The sequence below is a fragment of the Pantoea sp. SM3640 genome (assembly GCF_015654165.1).
Classification (GTDB): domain Bacteria; phylum Pseudomonadota; class Gammaproteobacteria; order Enterobacterales; family Enterobacteriaceae; genus Pantoea; species Pantoea vagans.
On record NZ_CP064872.1, the window covers coordinates 329,081 to 346,915 of the forward strand.

Annotated in this window: 16 protein-coding genes and 3 tRNA genes; 16 read left to right on the forward strand and 3 right to left on the reverse strand. The window is 54.8% G+C overall.

Annotated elements, in window-relative coordinates; translation table 11 throughout:
- Positions 1-3 precede the first annotated feature (3 nt).
- Together asd and rsgA are read right to left on the reverse strand one after the other, a co-directional pair.
- Positions 4-903 (reverse strand): archaetidylserine decarboxylase, encoded by a 900-nt coding sequence (gene asd / locus IV493_RS01625; RefSeq protein ID WP_013359189.1) that lies wholly within the window; start codon positions 901-903, stop codon positions 4-6.
- Between the two features lie 171 nt (positions 904-1,074).
- Complete coding sequence (rsgA, locus tag IV493_RS01630) at positions 1,075-2,124, reverse strand: small ribosomal subunit biogenesis GTPase RsgA (RefSeq protein ID WP_033784116.1); 1,050 nt, start codon at positions 2,122-2,124, stop codon at positions 1,075-1,077.
- 101 nt (positions 2,125-2,225) lie between these two features.
- Between rsgA and orn the strand changes: the two genes are divergently transcribed.
- From orn to IV493_RS01650, 4 genes are all read left to right on the forward strand, one after another.
- On the forward strand, positions 2,226-2,774 hold the full coding sequence (gene orn / locus IV493_RS01635) for an oligoribonuclease (protein ID WP_003855299.1): 549 nt from the start codon (positions 2,226-2,228) through the stop codon (positions 2,772-2,774).
- A 154-nt stretch (positions 2,775-2,928) separates the two neighbouring features.
- A tRNA-Gly gene (locus IV493_RS01640) sits at positions 2,929-3,004 on the forward strand.
- Between the two features lie 28 nt (positions 3,005-3,032).
- Positions 3,033-3,108: transfer RNA gene (locus IV493_RS01645), tRNA-Gly, on the forward strand.
- A gap of 25 nt (positions 3,109-3,133) precedes the next feature.
- Positions 3,134-3,209, forward strand: a tRNA-Gly gene (locus tag IV493_RS01650).
- A gap of 350 nt (positions 3,210-3,559) precedes the next feature.
- Here IV493_RS01650 and queG read toward each other — a convergent pair.
- Positions 3,560-4,699 (reverse strand): tRNA epoxyqueuosine(34) reductase QueG, encoded by a 1,140-nt coding sequence (gene queG, locus IV493_RS01655; RefSeq protein WP_013359187.1) that lies wholly within the window; start codon positions 4,697-4,699, stop codon positions 3,560-3,562.
- Here queG and nnr point away from each other — a divergent pair.
- The 12 genes from nnr to nsrR all read left to right on the forward strand — a co-directional run bounded on the left by nnr (position 4,698) and on the right by nsrR (position 17,834).
- Complete coding sequence (nnr, locus tag IV493_RS01660; protein WP_195857644.1) at positions 4,698-6,218, forward strand: bifunctional ADP-dependent NAD(P)H-hydrate dehydratase/NAD(P)H-hydrate epimerase; 1,521 nt, start codon at positions 4,698-4,700, stop codon at positions 6,216-6,218. The two genes, queG and nnr, sit on opposite strands and share 2 nt — an antisense overlap.
- Positions 6,215-6,691, forward strand: coding sequence for a tRNA (adenosine(37)-N6)-threonylcarbamoyltransferase complex ATPase subunit type 1 TsaE (tsaE, locus tag IV493_RS01665; RefSeq protein ID WP_033784115.1), 477 nt, complete (start codon positions 6,215-6,217; stop codon positions 6,689-6,691). Before nnr ends, tsaE begins: the two co-directional genes overlap by 4 nt.
- Entirely contained in the window at positions 6,688-8,358 is a 1,671-nt protein-coding gene (gene amiB / locus IV493_RS01670; RefSeq protein WP_033784114.1) for an N-acetylmuramoyl-L-alanine amidase AmiB, read from the forward strand. Before tsaE ends, amiB begins: the two co-directional genes overlap by 4 nt.
- A 46-nt stretch (positions 8,359-8,404) precedes the next feature.
- Positions 8,405-10,264: a DNA mismatch repair endonuclease MutL gene (mutL, locus tag IV493_RS01675; protein WP_013359183.1), complete on the forward strand. Its 1,860-nt coding sequence runs from the start codon at positions 8,405-8,407 to the stop codon at positions 10,262-10,264.
- Positions 10,257-11,207, forward strand: coding sequence for a tRNA (adenosine(37)-N6)-dimethylallyltransferase MiaA (miaA, locus tag IV493_RS01680; protein WP_013359182.1), 951 nt, complete (start codon positions 10,257-10,259; stop codon positions 11,205-11,207). The genes mutL and miaA overlap by 8 nt, the downstream gene beginning before the upstream one ends.
- 104 nt (positions 11,208-11,311) lie before the next feature.
- Positions 11,312-11,623: an RNA chaperone Hfq gene (hfq, locus tag IV493_RS01685; protein WP_009087468.1), complete on the forward strand. Its 312-nt coding sequence runs from the start codon at positions 11,312-11,314 to the stop codon at positions 11,621-11,623.
- Positions 11,624-11,695: 72 nt separating this feature from the next.
- The gene (hflX, locus tag IV493_RS01690) at positions 11,696-12,976 is read left to right on the forward strand and encodes a ribosome rescue GTPase HflX (protein ID WP_013359181.1); all 1,281 of its coding nucleotides are present in this window, start codon (positions 11,696-11,698) and stop codon (positions 12,974-12,976) included.
- Between the two features lie 227 nt (positions 12,977-13,203).
- A complete protein-coding gene (hflK, locus tag IV493_RS01695) occupies positions 13,204-14,442 on the forward strand; it encodes an FtsH protease activity modulator HflK (protein ID WP_013359180.1) in 1,239 nt (412 codons plus the stop codon).
- Positions 14,443-14,445: 3 nt separating this feature from the next.
- Complete coding sequence (gene hflC, locus IV493_RS01700) at positions 14,446-15,450, forward strand: protease modulator HflC (protein ID WP_013359179.1); 1,005 nt, start codon at positions 14,446-14,448, stop codon at positions 15,448-15,450.
- Between the two features lie 56 nt (positions 15,451-15,506).
- A complete protein-coding gene (locus IV493_RS01705; RefSeq protein ID WP_010256126.1) occupies positions 15,507-15,707 on the forward strand; it encodes a DUF2065 domain-containing protein in 201 nt (66 codons plus the stop codon).
- Between the two features lie 166 nt (positions 15,708-15,873).
- Positions 15,874-17,172: an adenylosuccinate synthase gene (locus tag IV493_RS01710; RefSeq protein ID WP_013359178.1), complete on the forward strand. Its 1,299-nt coding sequence runs from the start codon at positions 15,874-15,876 to the stop codon at positions 17,170-17,172.
- 218 nt (positions 17,173-17,390) lie between these two features.
- Positions 17,391-17,834 (forward strand): nitric oxide-sensing transcriptional repressor NsrR, encoded by a 444-nt coding sequence (gene nsrR / locus IV493_RS01715; RefSeq protein WP_013359177.1) that lies wholly within the window; start codon positions 17,391-17,393, stop codon positions 17,832-17,834.
- The last annotated feature ends 1 nt before the right edge of the window (position 17,835 follow it).

Consider the following 17,835-nt stretch of genomic DNA (forward strand, 5'->3'; position numbering starts at 1 on the left):
AATTTAGTCGACGATGACGTCGGAAATGTCTGTCGCCACAGGCAGCGCGATCGCCAGCGGTTGGCCCAGACGGGTTTTGCTTTCTGCTTCCAGACTTTCAGCCAGTTTGACGCGGCCAGGTGCGAACAGGTTAATGACGGTAGAGCCAAGTTTAAAGCGGCCCATTTCCTGTCCTTTCAGCAGTACTACCGCGCCTTCATCATCCGCTGCCGGATAGTGCCAGCGTTTGATCACACCTTCACGCGGTGGCGTGATGGTGCCCGCCCAGACAGTTTCAATGCTGCCGACAATCGTTGCACCCACCAGAATCTGCACCATCGGTCCGATATCCGTTTCGAAATAGCAGATGACGCGCTCGTTACGGGCAAACAGGTTGGGAATATTACGCGCGGTCAGCGGATTAACTGAATAGAGATCGCCAGGCACATAAATCATCTCACGCAGGATACCGTTGCACGGCATGTGGACGCGGTGATAATCGCGCGGAGCCAGATAGGTGGTGACGAACTCACCCTCCACAAACTGAGCGGCCATCCGCTCATCACCCGCCAGCAGAGCATCGATGGTGTAGTGATGACCTTTAGCCTGGAAAATCTGATCGCCATGAATATGGCCGAGCTGGCTGATAGCACCATCTGCGGGCAGGGCGATCAGGCTGGCGTCTGCATCCACCGGACGCGCATCGTCTTTCAGCGGACGAACGAAAAAGTCATTAAACGTGCGATAGCTGGCGGTATCGGGCTTGCGCGCCTCCGCCATGTCGACTTTGTAAAACCAGACAAAGATGTCAATGACCAGTTTGGTCAACCAACCACCGCGGCGACTGGCGCCCCAACCGGCAAGTTCAGTCAGCCATTTCTTCGGGAGAATATGATTCAAGCCGAGTTTTAAACGATCAAACACCTTAGCCTCCTGGCTATTTCAGGACATGGTAAAAAAGGGGGCGGATTGTAGCAGTGCCCCGTTCAGATGGCGACTATACCTGATTTCCGGCACGCTGCACGCTCCGGACGCCTGATCGGAATCCACCTCGCAAAATGCAGCAGCTCATTCGCTCAGACGCGGTTACACCGATTAACTTTCACCATCAGGGAAGTTTTTACGCGTTTTTACCTGCGCCATGCTCTCCAGAATACGGTGGTAGTTATCGAAACGGGACCGGTTGATTTTTCCCTGTTCGACCGCTTCACGAATCGCACAGCCGGGATCGCTGCCATGTTTGCAGTCACGGAATTTGCAATAGCCCAGGAAGGGGCGGAATTCGACAAAGCCACGCGTAACCTGTTCCGGCTCCAGATGCCACAAACCAAACTCACGCACGCCGGGAGAATCGATCACATCGCCGCCATGCGGGAAGTGATACAGGCGGGATGCGGTGGTGGTGTGCTGGCCCAGGCCTGAGCCATCTGATACTTCATTGGTCAGAATCGCGACCTGCTCATCTTTGTCGAAGCCGAGCAGGGCATTCAGCAGGCTCGACTTACCGACACCAGACTGACCGGCAAAGATACTCACACGGTCGGTTAAGGCCGCTTCCAGATCGTCCAGGCCGTTTTTCGCCCGGCTGGAGACCATCACCACGCGATAGCCAATATCGCGATAAATATCCATCTGCTGATCAACAAAGCCGCGCGCCTCGTCATCCAGCAGATCGGTTTTATTCAGGACCAGTAACGGCTCGATGTCCAGCGTTTCACTGGCAACCAGATAGCGATCGATGATGTTCAGCGACAGTTCCGGCAGGATCGCAGAGACGATGATGATCTGATCGATATTCGCCGCCATCGGCTTTACGCCGTCGTAAAAATCGGGGCGGGTTAATACGCTGGTGCGTTCATGCACCGCTTCAACAATGCCTTTGCCGCCGCTGGTGGCCGGACGCCACAGCACACGGTCGCCCGTAACCAGCGAACGGATAGTACGGCGGATATTGCAGCGGTGGGCGACGCCTGCGCTATCCTCAACATCAGCATGCATGCCAAAACGGCTCACAACGACCCCATCTGCAGCTTCACCAAACAGGTTGTCATCCGCTTCCGGACGCTCTCTGCGCTGGTTGAGACGGCGATCGTGGTTAGCGCTTACGCGACGTTGTTGGCCCTTCGACAGTTTATTTTTACTCACTCACCCTCACAGCGTTAGCCAGATTTCGCCCGGCTGGGCAAAACGTCTATGATACACCTTATTCATCGTGAATGACGACTACAGCAACCGCAGGAAACAGCATGGCTACTGGAAATGAACAGAATCTGATCTGGATTGATCTTGAGATGACCGGACTTGATCCGACGCACGATCGCATTATTGAAATTGCGACCCTGGTGACTGACGCCAACCTGAACATTCTGGCGGAAGGGCCGGTCATGGCCGTCCATCAGTCCGATGCGCAGCTGGCGCTGATGGATGAGTGGAATGTCCGCACCCACACCAACAGCGGTCTGGTTGCGCGGGTGAAGGAAAGCCAGATTGACGATCGCGCAGCCGAACTGGCGACTATTGAATTCCTGAAACAGTGGGTGCCGGCTAACACGTCACCAATCTGTGGCAACAGTATCGGGCAGGATCGCCGCTTCCTGTTTAAGTACATGCCTGAGCTGGAAGCGTATTTCCATTATCGTTATCTGGATGTCAGTACCCTGAAAGAGCTGGCTCGTCGCTGGAAACCGGAAATCCTGCCTGGCTTCAAAAAAGGCGGTACGCACCAGGCGCTGGACGATATCCGCGAGTCGGTGGCGGAGCTGGCTTACTACCGCGAACACTTTTTGCAGCTTTAATCGACGACGGGTGCGCATGAAATCACCAGGTTGCTGATTTAATCAGCAAACGCGCGGAAAGCGAAAAATTTTGCTTTCAGACGCTTGCAGCAGCAACGATTTCTCGTATAATGCGCACCCCGTACCGGTGAAGAATTTAGTGTCGGTACAAGGCGCGGGAATAGCTCAGTTGGTAGAGCACGACCTTGCCAAGGTCGGGGTCGCGAGTTCGAGTCTCGTTTCCCGCTCCAGATTTAAAATGTAAGCAGTAACCTCTTTGCGGGAATAGCTCAGTTGGTAGAGCACGACCTTGCCAAGGTCGGGGTCGCGAGTTCGAGTCTCGTTTCCCGCTCCAGTTTTATAAAGCAGTACCCTTCTATGCGGGAATAGCTCAGTTGGTAGAGCACGACCTTGCCAAGGTCGGGGTCGCGAGTTCGAGTCTCGTTTCCCGCTCCAGATTTTACATCACCCCCTGTTTCAGTTCGTTATACGACTGTTTTTGGTCGCGTGATTTCAGTTGTCTCCAGAAGGTTATCCACAGCACCACCTCCCATCTTTCGTGCCTGTCAGGGCGATCTGCAAATGCGTTCTGAACAGAGTTATCCACAGCTTTGTGATTTAACCGCAGCGGTAGTCTCATTATTAAATAAACACAACTTTTTCATAAGTTGTTGATATTTATGTTTATGAAGATATTTCAATTTGTTGTTTCACAGTGAAATCAGCGTTGTTGCAGTTGAATGACAACAGCTTTTTATTTTTATTCACAGCATGTGGAAAAAGATATCCAGCGGCTCGCTGTTCAATCATGCATCACGCGGTAAACCCTTCTCAACTGCACGAACCAGCCGTTTCTGCTGGGCGGGCTGCACTTCAACTACCAGCTGCTCGCGTTTCTGCTGCTGTTGCATCACTGCCCACTGAATATGTTCATCCAGCAGTTCACTCTCACCCAGTCGTTGTTCCAGCACATGAATAATGTGGGGCGACCAGGGTGCATTACCCAGCGCCACGGCAATATTGCGCAGCCAGCGCAAATGGCCAATACGGCGAATCGCTGAGCCTTCCGTGATGCGTAAAAATTTCGCTTCGTCCCACTGAAACAGATCGAGCAGCTCCGGTGCATGTAACGCCGCACGCGGTGAAAAGTCGCTTTCGTCACTGAGTTGTCCATAGCGATTCCACGGACAGATCAGCTGGCAGTCATCGCAGCCATAAATCCGGTTACCCATCAGCGGACGAAACTCTTCCGGGATAGCCCCTTCCAGCTCAATGGTGAGATAGGAGATACAGCGCCGGGCATCGACGACGTAAGGCTCAACGATAGCGCTGGTAGGGCAGATGGTCATGCAGGCAACGCAGCGGCCACACTGCTCCTGCTGCGGGGAGTCGACCGGTAGCGGAATGTCGATCAGCAGCTCGCCGAGGAAAAACCACGAGCCGGCTTCCCGATTCAGTATCAGCGAATGTTTGCCGGTCCAGCCGAGTCCGGCTTTAGCCGCCAGCGGGCGCTCAAGCAGCGGTGCCGAATCCACAAACGGCCGGAAATTCAGCTCGCCACAATGCTGCTGGATCATTTCTCCGAGCTTTTTCAGTCGATTGCGCAATACTTTGTGGTAATCACGGCCGAGTGCATAACGGCTGACATAGCCCAGTCGGGGATTTTTCAGGGTGCTGGCAAAGGCAGCTTTGGCCGGAAGGTAGTTCATACGAACGCTGATGACGCGCAGCGTGCCGGGCAGCAACTCATGAGCACGCGCCCGCATCATGCCGTGTCGCGCCATCCATGCCATCTCACCATGATACTGCTTATCCAGCCATTCCTGCAGGCGCGGCTCTTCTGCACTGAGATCGGTATCGGTGATGCCGACCTGCTGAAAGCCGAGATCCAATCCCCACTGTTTAATCTGTTGTGCGAGTTCATGAAGATCGAGAGGGTATGACATGAGTAACCAGGATTCGAAGAAAAACAGCCGCAGTTTACCATATTCTGTCTGGCCTGCGCAGGCTGTGGCGCAGCTTGAGCAAGAGGGAGCCGATGTGCTCGGGATTACTCTGTATGAGCTGATGCAGCGTGCCGGGCAGGCCGCTTACGAGCATCTGACAGCACACTGGCCCGAAGCCAGCCACTGGTTAATCCTGTGCGGTCACGGCAATAACGGCGGTGATGGCTATGTGCTGGCGCGACTGGGCCAGGCGGCGGGGAAAACCATTACGGTGCTGGCGTGCGAAAGTGAAAAAGCGCTGCCGGAAGAGGCGCAGCGCGCGCGGGACGCATGGCTGGACGCGGGCGGTGAAATCCATGCGGCCGATGCGGCCTGGCCAGAGCAGATTGATGTGATTGTCGATGCCCTGCTGGGAACCGGCAGCAATCGCGCGCCCGAAGAGCCCTATGCCATGCTGATCAAGCGGGCAAACGCCCATGCAGCACCGACAGTTGCCATTGATATGCCCTCCGGCTTATCCGCGCGCAACGGCACCGCGCCCGGCGAGGTGATTAATGCCAGTCACACGCTGAGTATGATGGCCCTGAAACCGGGCCAGATCACTGGCAAGGCGCGAGACTACATCGGAAAGCTCTGGTATGCCGATCTTGGTCTGGCTGCTTTTCTGGCCGGAGAAGAGGCACCTATCGCCCGTTATGATGCCAGCACATTAACCCGCTGGCTTAAGCCACGCAGACCAACCTCGCACAAGGGCAGTCATGGCCGTCTGCTGGTCGTGGGAGGCGATGCAGGTACCGCTGGCGCAGTACGCATGACGGCAGAAGCCGCGTTACGCAGCGGTAGTGGATTGGTGCGAGTACTTACTCACAAAGATAATATTATTCCGATTCTGACCGCACGGCCTGAAATTATGGTCGATGAACTGACGGATGAACGCCTGACGGAGGCGCTGGAGTGGGCTGATGTCATTGCGATTGGACCCGGTCTGGGTCAGCGTGAATGGGGAAAGCAGGCACTGAAGCGGGTAGCAGGCAGTGAAAAGCCGATGCTTTGGGACGCGGATGCACTTAACCTGCTGGCAATCAGTGCTGAGAAACGTCAGAATCGCATTATTACGCCGCATCCTGGCGAAGCGGCGCGTTTGCTGAATATCGAGACCAGTGAAATTGAGAGTGACCGCTTACATGCAGCGCAGACATTGGCGCAACGTTATGGTGGCGTAGTGGTACTGAAAGGTGCCGGCACGCTGATTGCCAGCGAGCAGGGCGAAATGGCGTTTGCGGATGTGGGCAATGCCGGTATGGCTTCCGGCGGTATGGGCGATCTTCTGAGTGGAATTATTGCCTCGCTGGTGGGTCAGAAACTGACGCTGTTCGATGCGGCCTGCGCGGGTTGCGTTGCACATGGTGCAGCGGCCGATGCGGTTGCGGCAGAACGCGGTACTCGCGGTATGCTGGCCACTGATTTACTGGATCTGCTGTGGCAGTTTGTTAATCCTGAGATGAATAAAGAAGCATGAAGACCTGTGTTATCTCTTTGCCCGATGAGGCGGCTACGCTCAGTTTGGGCGCTCAGCTGGCGCGCGCCTGTGGCAGCGCGGCAGTGATTTATCTCTATGGCGATCTGGGGGCGGGTAAAACCACCTTCAGCCGCGGCTTTCTGCAGGCGCTGGGCCATCAGGGCAATGTCAAAAGTCCTACTTACACCCTCGTTGAACCTTACTCGCTGGATGACCGTACGCTCTACCACTTCGACCTCTATCGCCTTGCGGATCCCGAAGAGCTTGAGTTTATGGGCATCCGCGACTACTTCAGCGGTGAAGCCATCTGTCTGGTGGAATGGCCGCAGCAGGGTGCCGGTTTTCTGCCGCAGCCCGATCTCACCTTAACGCTGCGTTATGTAGGTGAGGCGCGTGAAGCGGAACTGACGGCACAATCCGCGTCCGGCCAGCAATGGCTTGAACACGTTGGTCAGGGCAGGGATCAGGCATGATGTCACGGATGAAAATAGCACTGGTATCATTGATGCTGCTGGTCTGTACGCCCCTGTTTGCCGCCACGCTGTCTGATATCAAAGTGGCCAATGGCGATAGTCAGGCTACCGTTACGCTGAACTTTGCCGGACAGCCGGTCTATGCCTTCTTCTCTCTGCACAACCCGAATCGTGTGGTGCTGGATGTGCGCCAGAGCGGCGTAGTTCAGGGGCTGCCGCTGAATTTCAGTGGCGAAAACATCGTAAAGCGAATTCGTACCAGCACCCCAAAAGACAAACAGAGCGTGCGGCTGGTGTTTGAACTGACGCAGGCGGGTAAAACCCGGGCAGTCACCCAACGCAATGGCAACAGCTACAGCGTGGTCTTCACAATTACCGGCAAGCCGCCCGCTGTCACGCGAAGTCTGCCTGCGCCCGTCACAGCACCGACGCGCGTACCTGCGCAGAGTGCCGCAGCGGCTAACCCGTTCAATTCGAATCCGGTGACGTCCGTGACCAGCACCGCGAGTTCCGTACGTCCCGGCACTGCCGTCAGCCAGAATGACACTGTGATTGTGGCAATCGATGCCGGACATGGCGGTCAGGATCCCGGCGCTATCGGGCAGCGCGGACTGAAAGAGAAAAACGTCACTATCGCCATTGCCCGCAAACTGCGGGTGTTGCTCAATAACGATCCGATGTTCAAAGGCGTCCTGACGCGCGATGGCGACTATTTTATCTCGGTCATGGGACGTTCCGACGTGGCGCGTAAAGCCAATGCTAACGTGCTGGTCTCTATTCACGCTGACGCCGCGCCAAGCCATGCGGCGACCGGCGCCTCGGTCTGGGTCCTGTCCAACCGTCGCGCCAACAACGAGATGGCAAACTGGCTGGAACAGAAAGAGAAACAGTCTGAGCTGCTGGGCGGCGCGGGTGACCTGCTGGCTAACAGTCAGGCCGATCCCTACCTCAGTCAGGCAGTACTGGATTTGCAGTTCGGCCACTCGCAGCGTGTCGGTTATGACATCGCGCAGAAAGTCTTGCAGCAGATGCGCAGCGTCACCTCGCTGCACAAACGTCTGCCTGAGCATGCCAGCCTGGGCGTGCTGCGTTCGCCCGATATTCCTTCTTTGCTGGTGGAAACCGGCTTCATCAGTAATTCCTCGGAGGAGCGACTGCTAGGCAGTAGCGCACACCAGGATAAGATTGCGCAGTCGATCTACAAAGGTCTGCGCACTTATTTCCTGGCGCACCCGCTACAATCCATCCCAAAGGAGGAAAACCGGCCGCTGGGCTCATCGCCAGCGGTTAGCGTCGCCAGCAACCCGGCGACCGGAGTGACGCAATATACCGGCGCAACGCAGCGCCATACGGTAACGCGCGGTGAGACACTTTCCGGGATTGCCGCGAAGTATGGCGTCAGCATGGACACCCTGCGTGAGATGAATACCCTGAAGCGGGATGTGGTGTGGGTCGGACAGCGGCTGAAAGTGCCGGCCAGTGCAGTCGCCAGTCGCACCGCGCCCGCTACGCCACGCGGCGTTGTGCGCCACAAAGTTGTGGTGGGTGATTCATTAACCGGCATTGCCGCACACTACGGCGTCAGTCCGAAAGCGATAATGCAGACTAATAATCTGAAGTCGACCAACGTCATGTTGGGGCAGAACCTGAAAATTCCTGCATCCTGATTGTTTGCCCGGCCACTGCGCCGGGCTGCCAGCTAAAAGGAAAATCATGCCGATTCAAATTTTACCACCCCAGCTGGCTAACCAGATTGCGGCGGGTGAAGTGGTTGAGCGTCCTGCCTCCGTGGTTAAAGAGCTGGTGGAGAATAGCCTGGATGCCGGCGCGACGCGCATTGACGTTGATATTGAAAAGGGCGGCGCAAAGCTGATTCGCATTCGTGACAACGGCTGCGGCATCGTGAAAAGCGAGCTGTCGATGGCACTTGCCCGACATGCGACCAGTAAAATAGGCTCACTGGATGACCTGGAAGCGATCATGAGCCTGGGTTTTCGCGGTGAAGCGCTGGCCAGTATCAGTTCTGTCTCCCGCCTGACACTCACCTCACGCACCGCCGATCAAACTGAAGCCTGGCAGGCCTATGCAGAAGGGCGTGATATGGCGGTAACGGTTAAACCGGCGGCACATCCCTGCGGTACCACGCTGGAAGTACTGGACCTGTTTTATAACACGCCGGCACGCCGCAAATTTATGCGCACCGAAAAAACGGAGTTCGGTCATATCGACGAGGTCATTCGCCGTATTGCTCTGGCACGTTTCGACGTGGCACTGTCGCTGAGCCACAACGGTAAAATGATGCGTCAGTATCGGGCCGTCAGCGAGGAGAGCCAGCGCGAACGGCGACTGGCTTCTATCTGCGGCACCACGTTTATGCAGCATGCGCTGCGCATCGACTGGCAGCATGACGACCTCTCGCTGCGCGGCTGGGTTGCCGACCCTGCCGGTTCGCGTCAGGTCACCGATCTGCAGTATTGCTATGTGAATGGTCGGATGATGCGCGATAAGCTGATTAACCACGCTATCCGCCAGGCGTTCCAGACCCAGCTTCAGGATGACCAGCAGCCCGCTTATGTGCTCTATCTGGAGATTGACCCGCATCAGGTTGATGTCAACGTCCATCCGGCCAAGCATGAAGTACGGTTTCATCAGTCACGCCTGGTGCATGATTTTATCTATCAGGGCGTGGTCAGCGCATTACAGGCGATGGCGGCACCGACCTTACCTGCGCTTCAGGCAGAAGAGCCCGCACCGCGCTGGCAGCCGGAAAACCGTCAGGCAGCAGGCGGTAATCATTTTGCGCAGCCTGCGGCGTCTGCCAGCGAGAAGAAATCAGCAGCATCCGGGCGTGAAACACAGCCTGCACCGGCCTGGCAGAACAAAGAGAATGTGTATCGTCAGCGTGAAGGGGCGGTTTATCAGCAGTTACTGAAAAACCCTGTCAGCACGTCATCACCGACAAAAGCCCGCGAGCCGATAGCGCGTCAGGCCGAAAGACCTTCGCCACTGGCCGCGCATGCTCAAAGTTTTGGCCGTGTACTGACCGTGTTGCACCATCATTTTGCACTGCTGGAGCAGGATCAGACATTAATGCTGATGGCGTTGCCGGTGGCGGCGCGCTGGCTGAAACAGGCGCAGCTTGAACCAGGCGAAGAGGGACTTAAACCGCAGCCATTGCTGATCCCGGTGCGCCTGAAAATCGCCCAGGAAGAACGACAGGCGGCAAAAGAAAATAGCAGCCTGCTCAATCAGATGGGCATTGAACTTCAGCCCGAAGGAGACCACGTGACGTTGCGCGCGGTGCCTTTACCGTTACGAACACAAAATTTACAAATCTTGATTCCTGAGCTGTTAGGCTATCTCGCCCGGCAGCAGGAGAACTCTGCGACGCAACTGGCCCAGTGGCTGGCGCGGCGTCAGGAAACAGAGTCCTCTGACTGGAATCACTCACAGGCGATCAACCTGCTGGCAGAGCTTGAACGGCTTTGCCCTCAGCTGCTGAAATCGCCGCCTTCAGGCTTATTACAGCCCATAGAGATTGAGAGCGCAGTCAACGCGTTGAAGCATGAGTGAACTAAACCAGGCTGGCCGGCCAAAGGCTATTTTTTTGATGGGACCCACGGCGTCTGGCAAAACGGCTTTAGCAATTGAATTGCGTAAGCAGTTACCAGTGGAACTAATCAGCGTAGATTCTGCCTTAATCTATCGTCAGATGGATATTGGCACGGCGAAACCGTCGGCTGAGGAGTTAGCAGTGGCACCCCATCGTCTGCTCGACATCCGCGACCCCGCAGAAGCTTATTCGGCAGCGGAGTTCCGGCGGGATGCTTTAGCAGAAATGGCGGATATCGTTGAAGCCGGACGAATACCGTTGCTTGTTGGTGGAACCATGCTCTACTTCAAGGCGTTACTTGAAGGATTGTCGCCGTTGCCCTCGGCCGATCCCGACGTTCGTCAGCGGATAGAGCAAACGGCGCGTGAAAAAGGCTGGGAAGCTTTACACCGCCAGCTGTGTGAAATCGACCCGGTTGCCGGCAGTCGTATTCATCCGAATGATCCGCAGAGACTTTCGCGAGCACTGGAAGTTTTTTTTATTTCGGGTAAAACTTTAACGGAACTGACAAAAACATCCGGTGAAGCGTTACCCTACGACGTGCAACAGTTTGCCATCGCCCCCGCGAGCCGCGAATTGCTGCACCAGCGCATCGCGTTGCGTTTTGAGCAGATGTTGGCGTCAGGATTTGAAGCGGAGTCTCGGGCCCTGTTTGCACGAGGTGATTTGCATACGGACATGCCTTCCATTCGTTGTGTTGGTTATCGTCAGATGTGGTCTTATTTGTCGGGCGAAATCGATTACAGCGAGATGGTTTATCGGGGAATTTGCGCAACCCGGCAGCTTGCTAAGCGACAGATGACCTGGTTACGCGGTTGGGAAAATGTTCACTGGCTTGACAGTGACGAGCCCCGGCTGGCGCGTGATACAGTGTTACAGGTTCTTAGTGCGAAGCATGGGTGATTGTGTACAATTGATGGGTTATCGTGCGCAAATTTTTACGCAGTTTTTTTCAGAACCATAGGTTCTACTAGCAACAAACAACAAGCATATAAGGAAAAGATAGAATGGCTAAGGGGCAATCATTACAAGACCCGTTTTTGAACGCATTGCGTCGTGAACGTGTTCCGGTTTCGATTTATCTGGTTAACGGTATTAAGCTGCAGGGTCAGATTGAGTCATTTGATCAGTTCGTCATTTTGTTGAAAAACACGGTAAGCCAGATGGTTTATAAGCACGCCATTTCTACCGTTGTTCCTTCGCGCCCGGTTTCTCACCATAGCAATAATACCGGTGGCGGCAGCAACAATTACCATCATGGTGGCAGCAACACATCTGCGCAGCCACAGCCACAACAAGACGGTGATAACGCAGAATAACGCGTCGCCGTACAGCCAGGAACGGAGAACAGAGGTTTTCCGTCCTGGTCTTTTATTTAGCGAGGTTATAGCTTGTTTGACCGTTATGATGCCGGTGAGCAGGCCGTACTGGTACACATCTGGTTCTCCCAAGACAAAGAAGTAGAAGATTTACAGGAGTTTGAAACCCTGGTCTCTTCTGCTGGCGTTGAGGCGCTGCAAGTGGTTACTGGCAGCCGTAAAGCGCCACACCCCAAGTATTTTGTCGGTGAAGGAAAAGCCGTTGAAATTGCCGATGCGGTAAAAACAACTGGAGCATCGGTCGTATTATTCGATCATGCCCTTACGCCCGCTCAGGAAAGAAACCTTGAGCGCCTGTGCGAATGCCGTGTCATTGATCGCACTGGTCTTATTCTGGATATTTTTGCCCAACGCGCGCGTACCCACGAAGGTAAATTGCAGGTTGAGCTGGCGCAGCTACGTCACCTTGCGACACGTCTGGTACGTGGCTGGACGCACCTTGAACGTCAGAAAGGCGGGATCGGCTTGCGTGGCCCGGGTGAAACACAGTTAGAAACCGACCGCCGTCTTCTGCGCGGACGTATCAGTCAGATCCTGTCTCGTCTTGAGCGGGTTGAAAAACAGCGTGAGCAGGGACGACAGTCTCGTGCTAAAGCGGATGTGCCAACTGTTTCGCTGGTGGGTTACACCAACGCCGGCAAGTCGACCCTCTTTAACGCTATGACCTCTGCCAACGTCTTTGCCGCAGATCAGCTGTTTGCGACACTTGACCCCACACTGCGTCGTCTGAATGTTGCCGATGTCGGAGACGTGGTTCTGGCGGACACGGTCGGCTTTATTCGCCATCTTCCTCACGATCTGGTTGCCGCATTTAAAGCCACGCTGCAGGAGACACGTCAGGCGACGCTGTTACTGCACGTGATTGATGGTGCCGATCTTCGCGTTACGGAAAATATCGCCGCCGTTGATGCCGTACTGGAAGAGATTGAAGCGGACGAAATTCCGACCTTACTGGTCATGAATAAAATCGATATGCTCGACGGATTCGAACCGCGTATCGATCGCAACGAAGAGAACCTGCCCATCCGCGTCTGGCTTTCCGCCCAGACCGGTGCAGGCATTCCGTTGCTGTGGCAGGCTTTGTCCGAGCGCCTGTCAGGGGAAATAGCCCAGCACGCGTTACGTCTGCCACCGGAGGCGGGGCGACTTCGCAGCCGTTTCTATCAGTTGCAGGCGATTGAGAAAGAGTGGAATGAAGAGGACGGCAGTGTAGGATTGCAGATACGTATGCCTATCATTGAGTGGATGCGTTTATGTAAACAGGAACCGTCGCTGACCAGTTACATTGTTTGATATTGCCCAAACGCATTTACCTTAAAAATTGAAGATTGTCGCACTTTCGTTGCAGGCCTGAATACGCAGGATTTACCCGGGTATTTCGGATTTCAGCAAGGCGGCAACTGAGTGAATCCCCGGGCGCTTACGCAGGTAAGTGAATGGGGGGAGCGAAGGCAGCCAGTACCGCTGCAATCCGAAAGATGAAGGGTAAAAACCGTAATTACAATAAATGGAGTAGAGACATGGCGTGGAATCAGCCCGGAAATAACGGACAGGACCGCGACCCGTGGGGAAGCAGCAATAATCAAGGCGGCAACTCTGGGGGAAATAAGGGAGGACGGGAATCCGGGCCTCCTGATCTGGATGATATCTTCCGTAAGCTGAGCAAGAAGCTTGGTGGACTGGGCGGTGGCAAACAGAGCGACAACGGTCAGCGCGGCTCCGGCAGCGGTGGCAAAATCGTTGGCATCGTGGCTGTTGCTGCTGTAGTCATCTGGGCTGCAAGCGGTTTCTACACCATCAAAGAAGCGGAACGTGGCGTGGTAACGCGCTTCGGTAAGTTCAGTCACCTGGTTGAGCCCGGTCTGAACTGGAAACCGACATTTGTTGATCAGGTACGCGCGGTTAACGTTGAAGCAGTGCGTGAACTGGCGGCTTCTGGCGTGATGCTGACCTCAGATGAAAACGTCGTGCGCGTGGAAATGAACGTGCAGTATCGCGTGACCGATCCGGAACGTTATCTTTATGCCGTGACCAGCGCGGATGACAGCCTGCGCCAGGCCACTGACAGTGCGCTGCGCGGCGTGATTGGTCGTTCTACCATGGACCGCATTCTGACCGAAGGCCGTACCGTGGTGCGTAGCGACACCCAGCGTGAAATCGATGAAACAATTCGCCCTTACAACATGGGGATCGCGGTGCTGGACGTCAACTTCCAGGCTGCCCGTCCGCCGGAAGAGGTGAAGTCTGCGTTTGATGATGCGATTGCCGCACGTGAAAACCGCGAACAGTATGTTCGTGAAGCAGAAGCTTACGCCAACGAAGTTCAGCCTCGTGCTAATGGCCAGGCGCAACGTATTCTGGAAGAAGCGCGCGCTTACAAAGAGCGTACCGTTCTGGAAGCACAGGGTGAAGTGGCGCGTTTCGCCAAGATTCTGCCGGAGTATAAAGCCGCGCCTGAAATCACCAAAGAGCGTCTCTATATCGAGACCATGGAACGTGTGCTGAGCCATACCCGCAAAGTACTGGTTAACGATCGGGGTAACAACCTGATGATGCTGCCGCTGGATCAGCTGATGCGTGGCGGTCAGGCGACATCGGGTCAGAATGGTCAGAAAGGCGGTAACAGTTCTTCGCTGCCAGCCACCTCCGATCGCAACGCCAGCCGCAATGACACGTCGTCATACAGTCCGGACAATATTATGGATCAGCGTCGGGCGAATGCTCAGCGCAGCGACAGCCAGCGCGAAGGGAGAGAGTAATCGATGCGTAAGCCAATAGTATTTTTAATCATTGTCGTGCTGGTGGCGCTCTATGCGTCGCTGTTTGTGGTGCAGGAAGGGCAGCGGGGCATTGTTCTGCGCTTCGGTAAAGTCCTGCGCGACGGCGAAAATAAACCCCAGGTGTTTGAGCCGGGTCTGCATTTTAAGATCCCTTTCCTGGAAACGGTTAAAACGCTGGATGCACGCATTCAGACTATGGATAACCAGGCCGATCGCTTCGTCACCAAAGAGAAGAAAGATCTGATCGTGGATTCCTACATCAAATGGCGTATCAGCGATTTCAGTCGCTACTACCTGGCAACCGGTGGCGGTGATGTTTCTCAGGCGGAAGTGCTGCTGAAACGTAAGTTCAGTGACCGTTTGCGTTCTGAAATGGGTCGTCTGGATGTGAAGGATATCGTCACAGATTCCCGTGGTCGCCTGACCACCGATGTGCGTGACGCGCTGAATACCGGTTCTGCGGGCAGCGATGATGAAATCGCCACGCCTGCGGCTGATGATGCGATTGCCAGCGCAGCAGCCCGTGTAGAGCGTGAAACCAACAGCAGTGAGCCAGCGCCGAATCCGAACAGCATGGCAGCACTGGGTATTCAGGTTGTGGATGTGCGCATCAAGCAGATCAACCTGCCGACCGAAGTGTCCGATGCAATCTTCAACCGTATGCGTGCTGAGCGTGAAGCCGTAGCGCGTAGTCAGCGTTCACAGGGTCAGGAAGAGGCAGAAAAACTGCGTGCTCAGGCCGATTATCAGGTGACGCGTACGCTGGCTGAAGCCCAGCGTGAAGCCCTGATCACTCGCGGTGACGGTGATGCAGAAACGGCGCGGTTGTTTGCGGATTCGTTCAGCAAAGATCCTGACTTCTACGCCTTTATTCGTAGCCTGCGTGCCTACGAAAACAGCTTTAATGAAAATCAGGATGTGATGGTGTTAAGCCCGGATAGCGACTTCTTCCGATATATGAAGGCGCCCTCTAACGCGACACGTTAAGAACTGATATAACCTGTGGGCCGACAATGTTGTCGGCCTTTTTTTTGGGTAGCAAGATGAAAACAAGCATCTGGATGGCACTGGCGCTGGTATTAGTGCTGGAAGGGTTGGGACCGATGTTTATGCCACGCGCCTGGCGACGCATGATCCTGACGATGACCCGCTTACCCGACCGTCTGCTGCATCGCTTTGGCGGCGGACTGGTGGTCGCGGGCATGGTGATTTACTGCATGCTCAGCCTGCATGGCAACCTCTGATACCAGGGTTAAGACCGGCTAAATTGTGCCTCTTCGCGCCATTATCCCCAACATGTTGTAGTGATCAAAACTCAGGCAAAAAAGCGCGCAATCGTATGCTAAAAGTGCTGAAAACCATGGGATCAGATGGTAGAATCCTTTTTTAAGCAATCGGTGATTTTGAGAAATGGGTAAGAACGTCGTCGTACTGGGCACCCAATGGGGTGACGAAGGTAAAGGTAAGATTGTAGACCTTCTGACTGAGCGCGCGAATTACGTTGTGCGTTATCAAGGCGGCCACAATGCGGGCCACACGCTTGTCATCAACGGTGAAAAAACCGTCCTCCACCTGATCCCCTCTGGCATTCTGCGCGATAACGTCACCAGCATTATCGGTAACGGCGTAGTGCTTTCTCCTGAAGCCTTAATGAAAGAGATGAAAGGCCTGGAAGCGCGCGGGATCCCGGTACGTGAACGTCTGCTGATTTCTGAAGCCTGTCCGCTGATTCTGCAATATCACGTTGCGATGGATATGGCGCGTGAACGTGCCCGTGGTGCCAAAGCGATTGGTACTACCGGTCGTGGCATCGGTCCTGCTTATGAAGACAAAGTCGCCCGTCGTGCACTGCGCGTCAGCGACCTGTTCAACAAAGAAACCTTTGCTGCCAAGCTGAAAGAAGTGGTCGATTTCTACAACTTCCAGCTGGTTGAGTACTACAAAGAGCCGGCAGTGGACTTCGACAAAGTGCTGAGCGATGTGATGGAAGTCGCTGACATCCTCACTGGCATGGTGGTTGACGTTTCAGAACTGCTGGACAGCGCGCGTAAGCGTGGCGATCTGATTATGTTTGAAGGCGCGCAGGGTACGCTGCTGGATATCGATCACGGAACTTATCCGTACGTGACGTCGTCCAACACGACCGCAGGTGGCGTGGCAACCGGCTCAGGCATTGGTCCGCGCTATGTCGACTACGTGCTGGGTATTGTGAAAGCGTACTCAACCCGCGTGGGCGCAGGTCCATTCCCGACTGAGCTGTTCGATGAAACCGGCGAATTCCTCTGTGCGCAGGGCAATGAGTTTGGTGCGACCACCGGACGTCGTCGTCGTACCGGCTGGCTGGATGCGGTCGCGGTTCGCCGCGCGGTTCAGATCAACTCCCTGTCAGGTTTCTGCATGACCAAACTGGACGTGCTGGATGGCCTGAAAGAGGTGAAAATCTGTGTTGCTTACCGTATGCCTGATGGCCGTGAAGTGACTACTACGCCACTGGCGGCAGAGAACTGGGAAGGCATTGAGCCGATCTACGAAACCCTGCCAGGCTGGAGCGAGACTACATTTGGCGTGAAGACGCTGGAAGGTTTGCCTCAGGCTGCACGCGACTACATTAAGCGTGTAGAAGAGGTAACGGGTGTGCCGATTGATATTATCTCAACCGGTCCAGACCGCAGTGAAACGATGATTCTGCGCGATCCATTCGACGCATAATCATTCAGGCCGGACGCTGTCCGGCCCTTGTTTTTCCACTCTTTGATGCCACTTTACCTCCCTTCGCTTGTCAAACCTTGTGCTGGCTTAAAAAAACGCACGGCAAATCAGACTCTGGTTTATCATCGTAGCTAATCGAATGACGATCCGATTTAATTCTGACATCAATCACAGGGCGAATAATGCAATGCCACGCCTGAAGGTTCACTGAGGTTACTGTGCAGCTCACGAGTTTTACTGATTATGGCTTACGGGCGCTGATTTATCTGGCAGCGTTGCCTGAAGGTCAGCAGACCAATATTACGGAAGTGACAAATACCTATGGTTTGTCCCGTAATCATATGGTCAAAATCATCAATCAGCTGAGCCGTGCGGGCTACGTTGCCGCAACACGTGGAAAAAATGGGGGCATTCGCTTGGGTATGCCGCCTCGTCAGATTGTTATTGGCGACGTGGTACGCAAGATGGAACCGCTACAATTAGTGGATTGCGCCTCCTGTTCCATCACACCAGCCTGCCGTCTGAAGCAGGCACTGCACGATGCAGTGCAGCGCTTTTTGCAGGAGCTGGATAGCTATACGCTGGCAGATTTGGTCGAAGGAAATACACCACTTTATGAAATCATCCTTTCCAAATCGCCGGCGGAAATAAATATTAAATGAC